Below are 6797 nucleotides of genomic sequence, written 5' to 3' on the forward strand. Positions count from 1 at the left end.
ATTGTTACAACTCTCTGAAATTCACGAAAAACAAATCGCTTATCACATTCAGACTATGTAATAAAAATATTCCATTTAACGAAAATGTGTAGTAACTACACATGGCTTTCGAAAAGATATAATTAATACAAAAACATATAATATTACAGGGGATATAAAATGAAAATTGTATCAATAGTGGGTAAGAAAAATACTGGAAAAACTTCACTGACTGTCAAAGTTATTGAGGAATTAACAAGAAGAGGCTACAATGTTGCTTCAATAAAGCATTCACATCACTCTATTGAAATGGATAAGGAAAATACCGATACCTGGAAACACAAACAGGCAGGAGCCAATCTGGTTGTAGGGGTCGGATCAACAACATTCTTCAACTCAAGAACTGAAATGGACCTGAACAGAATACTATTTTTAATTAAGCATATGGACAATTTTGATTTTGTAGTTATTGAAGGATATAAACGCTACAACTATCCGAAAATCATAACCTCCCCTGACGTAAGAGACGAATACACTATTTGCGAAGTGGATTCATTTACAATTGATGAGAAAGGAATTAGTGAATTGGCTGATTTGATAGAACAGAAAGGCCATGACATTATCGACACACTATTTGCAAACAACTGCGGATACAATGACGGCAAAGTCATCGCCAGTGAAATACGAAACGGCAATTTGACAGTGGATGAACTGGACAGCGTTCAAAGTTACCTGTCAATAAACGGCCATGTCGTCGGGCTCAACAGATTTGTAAGCGACTTCTTAAAGCAAAGTGTTGTTGGTGTGATAAATACATTGAACCTCAAGGATTATGGTGTTGACAATATTGGGAAAGTGGAACTGATAATTCCTGATAAAACTGACAGTTGCCCAATTAAAGCCGACTGCAGAATCTTAATCAATGGTAAAAATCTCATAATAAACACTTTTACAAAAAATATTGTTTCAAATTCAATTAAGGGAATGGTCAATGCCATCAAAACAGAACCTGATGTGAAAATAATAGATATTGAAATAAGCAATATTGAAAATGAATTGATAGATGCAAACATCACACTTAAAACAAACAATCATAATGTTGAAATTAATGAATTCACCCAGGGAATTTTAAAAGAAACAACATATGCAATCGTGAATTCCCTAAAAGTGGATGAAGAAATAAAACAGATAAAAATTACAGTGGAGGAATAATATGTTAGAAAATGTAGTTAAGGACAAATTTGAAAGACCAATTCTTTCACTGCGAATCACACTAACCAACAGATGCAACGTTAACTGTCTGTACTGCCATCATGACGGAATGGTAAAATCAAAGGATGAAATGACCGCAGATGAAGTTTACACCATTTGTAAAGTGGCTAAAAAAATTGGTGTCAGAAAAATCAGACTTTCAGGCGGAGAACCATTGCTTAAAAAAGACATAGTTGAAACCGTCAGGAAAATATCCAGCCTTGGTTTTAAGGACATTTCCATGACCACCAATGGTATCCTATTAGGAAAATATGCTCAGGACTTAAAGGATGCCGGCCTTGACAGGGTAAATGTAAGTCTAGACACCCTCAACCGTGAAACATTTGAATTCATCACTAAAAAGGATTATCTTGAAGATGCGAAAAACGGAATTTTAAAGGCAGTTGAAGTCGGACTGTATCCTGTAAAGATCAATATGGTCATCATGAAGGACATCAACCAGAACGAGATTGATGACATGTTCGAATTCTGCAAAGAGCATGATATTGTGCTTCAGCTTATTGAATTGATTGAAAGCGAAAACTGTGACGACGACAAATTCTCTGAAGATTATCATTACAAGTTAGACGACATAGAAAAAGAGTTGGCTGATATAGCTGATGATGTTCGAGAACGTGAATTTATGCAAGGCCGTAAAAAATATTACATAGACGGTGGAGAAATCGAGGTAGTCAAGCCGGTTGATAACGCTAAATTTTGTGCAAAATGCTCCAGATTAAGGATCACACCGGACGGTAAAATCAAGCCATGTCTCTTGAGAAATGACAATCTTGTGGAACTGATTTCACATGTGCGAAATGGCGAAAGTGAAGAAAAATTAGAAGAGATTTTCATGAACGGCATCAACAATCGTGAACCGTTCAACACTTAATTATTTTTTTAATTGTGAATATAACACTGTTATTTAAAGATATCAAAAAAAGAAAAAATTGGAAATAAGGAAAAATCCTTATAACCATTTAGCTTTGGATACGTGGTCGGTAAATGGAAGTGGGTCGTCACTACCCATACCAGGAATGTATCCGTAGGTTTCTCTTACTTTGTTGTTTACGGTACTCCATACTTTAGCAACAGGGATTTCACATGGACATACTTCGGAACATTGACCACAGTTGGTACATGCGTCAACCATGTGTACTAAACGTGTTAAGTGGAAGAATGGAGCAGCAGGAGTGTATCCACCAGGTACCCATTCAGGACCTTCAGCTTCGAGACAGCAGTCTTCACAGAAACATAATGGACATGCTTCACGACAACCGTAACATTTCATACATTTGGAGAATTCGTCTTCGTATTGGTAGAATACGTCAATAATATCTCCGGTAGTGCCTGCGTAATCAACATCTTTTTTAGCTTGGGATTCTTTGAGCATGAAGTTGTTGATGTTTTCTCTGATTTTTACACCTTTTTCTTCTGGTGCGCAAGTTTCGATTAAACCAGCTTCAATAACTTTGTCTAATACGTCTGCACCAGTTTCTGAGAATACTTCAACAAAAGTAGCTTTACCAGCTAATTCACCGATAACTCCCCAGTTACCTAAAGCTAAGTCAGCGTTGGAAGGGATTTTGAGATTACATCTTTGACAGTTTTCTCTTCTACCCATACCTTGTTCTTCTAATTCATCGATTTTGAAAGCTTTTTCGCCGTCAGCAGTTTCCATGATGAGTTTACCTTTAGCGATTTCTTCTTTAACAACATCTTTAGGATCTAATTCGTATACATCTCTAATCATGTTCATGGTTGGAACAGGTGACATGGTTCCACCACAGTTTACACCGATCATAATGACGTTGTCTTCGATGATTTTACCTTTTTTCATTAATTCTCTGATGGTCATTGCATCACAAGGTTTACATGCAACAGCGAGTTTCATGTATCTTGCACCATCTAAGTATTTTGATACGAATTTAGCGATGTTTAAGGTACCACAGTGAATTGAACCTGCGGTTTTGATTACGTCAGCAGGATCAGTGATAAGGGTTGGTACACCATCGTAAATATCGTGTCCTTGAGTAACACCTACTACACCATCAACAATACCTTCTTCTAATAAGTATTTCATGATAGTGGTTACAACTCCACCGTACTCTCCTTTTTCTTTAATATCTTCAATAGCAGAGTAAGCGTAGTACATATCGTTAATTTTTGCGCTCATTTAAATCTACTCCCTATTTATTTACCTACTTGTACAGTAGTAGTTGACATATCTTCAGCTTTTACTTCGGTATCGGTACCTTCTTTGTAAAGCTCGTTTTTGATTTCGACAACATCGTCGAATTTTTCAACTTGGATAGCACAAGCTTTTAATTCAACCATTTTGGATTTAGGATCGAAAGAATCGGAATTGGTTAATACGTTAGCAGCACATTCTGCAAAGTGCATTGGAATGTTTACGATACCTTCTCTGATATCATCAGTTACACGTGCAGGGATAGCGATTTCTCCTCTTCTGGAGAATGCTCTTACTACTTCGTTGTTTAAAATTCCTCTTGCTTCAGCATCTTTGGTGTTGATTTCGATAAATCCAGTTTTTACTTCGTTGGATAAGGTTTCACATCTTCTGGTCATTGCAGCGTGATAGTGGAACAAGATCCTTGTAGTGGTTAATAATAATGGGTATTCTTCATCTACAGTTTCAACAGGTCCTTTGTGTTCTAATGCTTGGAAGACTCCTAAACCATCAGGGTGTGCAAATTTGTCTTTGTGCATTAATGGTTGACATGGGTCGTCTTCGGAAGGACAAGGCCAGTGAAGTGCTTCAGGAGTGTCTAATCTTTCACGGTTCATACCTGCCATGATAGGAGCACATTCTCTGATTTCGTCGAAGATTTCTTCAGCAGATTCGTAGTGGAATAATGGTCTTGGTACGCCCATTCTAACAGCGATTTCTTCCATGATTTTCCAATCTACCCAAGCGCCTTCAGGTGGTTCTTGAGCTTTGTGTAAGCATTGTACTCTTCTTTCACCGCTGGTGAATGTACCTTCTTGTTCACCCCAACCTGCTGCAGGTAATACTACATCAGCACATTGTGCGGTATCAGTTAAGAAACATTCTTGAACGATTAACATTTCTAAGTTGTTAATAGCTTCTTTGGTGTGAGCTACATCTGCATCAGAGAGAACTGGGTCTTCCCCGTGGATGTATAATACTTTTAAGTCACCAGAGTGAGCTGCGTTCATCATTTCTACTAAGGTTAAACCTGGTTTAGCAGGTAAGTTTACTTCGTAACCTTCTCCACTGTAGTAGTCGTTGAACCATTTTGTGGTTTCTTCGTCAGCTACTTTTCTGTATCCTACGTAGTCGGAAGGTAATGCACCCATATCACAAGCACCTTGTACGTTGTTTTGTCCTCTTAATGGGTTTACACCAGTACCTTGTTTACCGATGTTACCGGTTAACATAGCGAGGTTTGCAGTGGACATAACGTTGTCAGCACCGTGGGAGTGTTCGGTAATACCTAAGGAGTATACAATAGCTGCTTTGTCAGCAGAAGCATACTCTACAGCTAAGTGTTCGATTACTTCAGGTTTGATACCGGTGATTTCGGAAGCCATGTCTAAAGTGTATTTTTGAACGGTTTCTTTCATTTCTTCGTAACCTTTGGTTCTGTTTGCAATAAACTCATCATCTTGCAAGTCTTTGTCGATGATGACTTTAATCATAGCGTTCATTAAAGCTACGTCAGTACCGGTTTCAAATTGTACGTATTCATCTGCAATTTTAGCGGTAGGAGTAAATCTTGGGTCTAATACAACTAATTTAGCACCATTTTGTTTAGCTTGGATTAATTTACGTCCAAACAATGGGTGTGCTTCCATGTTGTTTGATCCAATACAGAAGATGTAGTCTGCTTCTTTGATACTGTCGAATCCGTTGGTCATAGCACCTGAACCGAAAGTGGTTGCTAAACCTGCTACGGTAGGACCGTGACAGATACGTGCACAGTGGTCTACGTTTTGAGTACCACAAGCCACTCTTGCTAATTTTTGTGTAATGTAGATGTTTTCGTTAGGTGAACGAGCGCATGCATAGAATCCAACTTTGTTTGGATCTTCGTCGGAAACTTCTTTGAGTTTGTTAGCAACTAAGTCTAGTGCTTCATCCCAAGTAGCTTCTCTTAATTCACCGTTTTCTCTTATTAAAGGAGTAGTTAATCTGTCTTCCCTATTAATAAACTGATATCCAAAGTTACCTTTTGGACATACTTTACCCTCATTTACAGGGTGTCTTTTTAAAGGTTCTACACCAACAATTTTTTCGTCTTTTACAACGAAATTGAGTCCACAACCAGTACCACAGTATGGACAGATTGTTGGAACATATTTTATTTCAACCATTTTATAATCTCCAAAACATATTATTTTTTTTAAATTTTGTATTATTTAAACAATTTAAAAAAAAGAAGCTTGAAAAAAGCTTCTTATAATTTTAGTTTACTAGCTTAATCTTTTAAGTAGGTGTACCAATAGATACATGCTACAAAGATAGCTCCACCGATAATGTTACCGATAGTTACCGGAATTAAGTTGTTTACAATAATGGTGGTCCAGTTTACACCTTCAGCACCTAAGAACATACCTAATGGTATGAAGAACATGTTTGCAACACTGTGCTCAAATCCGATAGTTACGAAAGCCATGATTGGGAACCAGATACCGACGATTTTACCGATGATATCATCAGATGCGTTAGCTAACCATACAGCTAAACAAACTAACCAGTTACAACCGATAGCTTTGATTACTGCGGTTAAGAACGGCATGGTTACTTTACCTTCTGCTACAGCGATAGCTTTTTTAGAAATAGCGTAAGCTGGTGCGGAAGCGTCAGTAGGAGTAATACCTCCCATGAAAGCAAGTACGTATGCTACAAATAAAGCACCTACAAAGTTGAAAATCCAACTGAGTACCCAATTTTTAGCGAGACCGCCAACAGATGCACTGCCATCTAAAACACCGATGGTCATGAACATAACATTTCCAGTGAACAATTCAGATCCTGCAAGTACAACAATAATCAAACCTACAGGGAACACTGCACCAAATATAAATTTTTCTAAACCGAGTGGTACACCAGCAGCAAGTGCACCTGCACTGGACACAACAGCTAATAAACCACCAAATGCAATATAAGCTCCTGCTAAGAAGGAGAGTAATATTACATTAACAATATTTGCAGAGTTTTTTGCTCCAGCAGTTGCAGAAATTGCTTTTGCAGTATCTACTGGACTTTTAAAAGATGAACTCATATTATCAACCTCTTATTCCCTTTTTTTAATTTTATAAAAATAATACTTGAAACACATTTAAGATTAGTACAAAGTATTATGATAATATATTTAGCACTTATATATAAAAAGGCTTTGTTATATGAACCAAAAAGAAAATTTTAAATACTATAATCAAGTTATATTTAATTGTAATGATAAATCATTATAAATGTTGACTCATAACGATAAATAGTACTTTTTTTATTATTGACAATTATTTTAACTTTTATTAATGAATTTTTAATTTATTGCATATAAATTTGAAAAAATAATTAT

The 6797-nt window shown here is 36.8% G+C and carries 5 protein-coding genes; 2 read left to right on the forward strand and 3 right to left on the reverse strand.

The annotated features are described in order from the left end of the window. The first annotated feature begins 159 nt into the window (after positions 1 to 159). Together mobB and moaA are read left to right on the forward strand one after the other, a co-directional pair. Complete coding sequence (gene mobB, locus ACKI2P_RS06355; protein WP_407376061.1) at positions 160 to 1191, forward strand: molybdopterin-guanine dinucleotide biosynthesis protein B; 1032 nt, start codon at positions 160 to 162, stop codon at positions 1189 to 1191. A 1-nt stretch (position 1192) separates the two neighbouring features. Continuing rightward, positions 1193 to 2122 carry a GTP 3',8-cyclase MoaA gene (gene moaA / locus ACKI2P_RS06360; protein ID WP_407376063.1) on the forward strand — a complete coding sequence of 310 codons (930 nt, stop codon included), beginning with the start codon at positions 1193 to 1195 and terminating at the stop codon, positions 2120 to 2122. Positions 2123 to 2200: 78 nt separating this feature from the next. Here moaA and ACKI2P_RS06365 read toward each other — a convergent pair whose 3' ends face one another. The 3 genes from ACKI2P_RS06365 to ACKI2P_RS06375 all read right to left on the reverse strand — a co-directional run bounded on the left by ACKI2P_RS06365 (position 2201) and on the right by ACKI2P_RS06375 (position 6500). Continuing rightward, complete coding sequence (locus tag ACKI2P_RS06365; protein WP_407376065.1) at positions 2201 to 3406, reverse strand: Coenzyme F420 hydrogenase/dehydrogenase, beta subunit C-terminal domain; 1206 nt, start codon at positions 3404 to 3406, stop codon at positions 2201 to 2203. Between the two features lie 17 nt (positions 3407 to 3423). Beyond that, complete coding sequence (gene fdhF, locus ACKI2P_RS06370) at positions 3424 to 5589, reverse strand: formate dehydrogenase subunit alpha (RefSeq protein WP_407376067.1); 2166 nt, start codon at positions 5587 to 5589, stop codon at positions 3424 to 3426. A 104-nt stretch (positions 5590 to 5693) separates the two neighbouring features. Continuing rightward, positions 5694 to 6500 carry a formate/nitrite transporter family protein gene (locus ACKI2P_RS06375; protein ID WP_407376069.1) on the reverse strand — a complete coding sequence of 269 codons (807 nt, stop codon included), beginning with the start codon at positions 6498 to 6500 and terminating at the stop codon, positions 5694 to 5696. Positions 6501 to 6797: the final 297 nt, after the last annotated feature.

The sequence above is a fragment of the Methanobrevibacter sp. genome (assembly GCF_045541095.1).
In the GTDB taxonomy this organism is placed as follows: domain Archaea; phylum Methanobacteriota; class Methanobacteria; order Methanobacteriales; family Methanobacteriaceae; genus Methanocatella.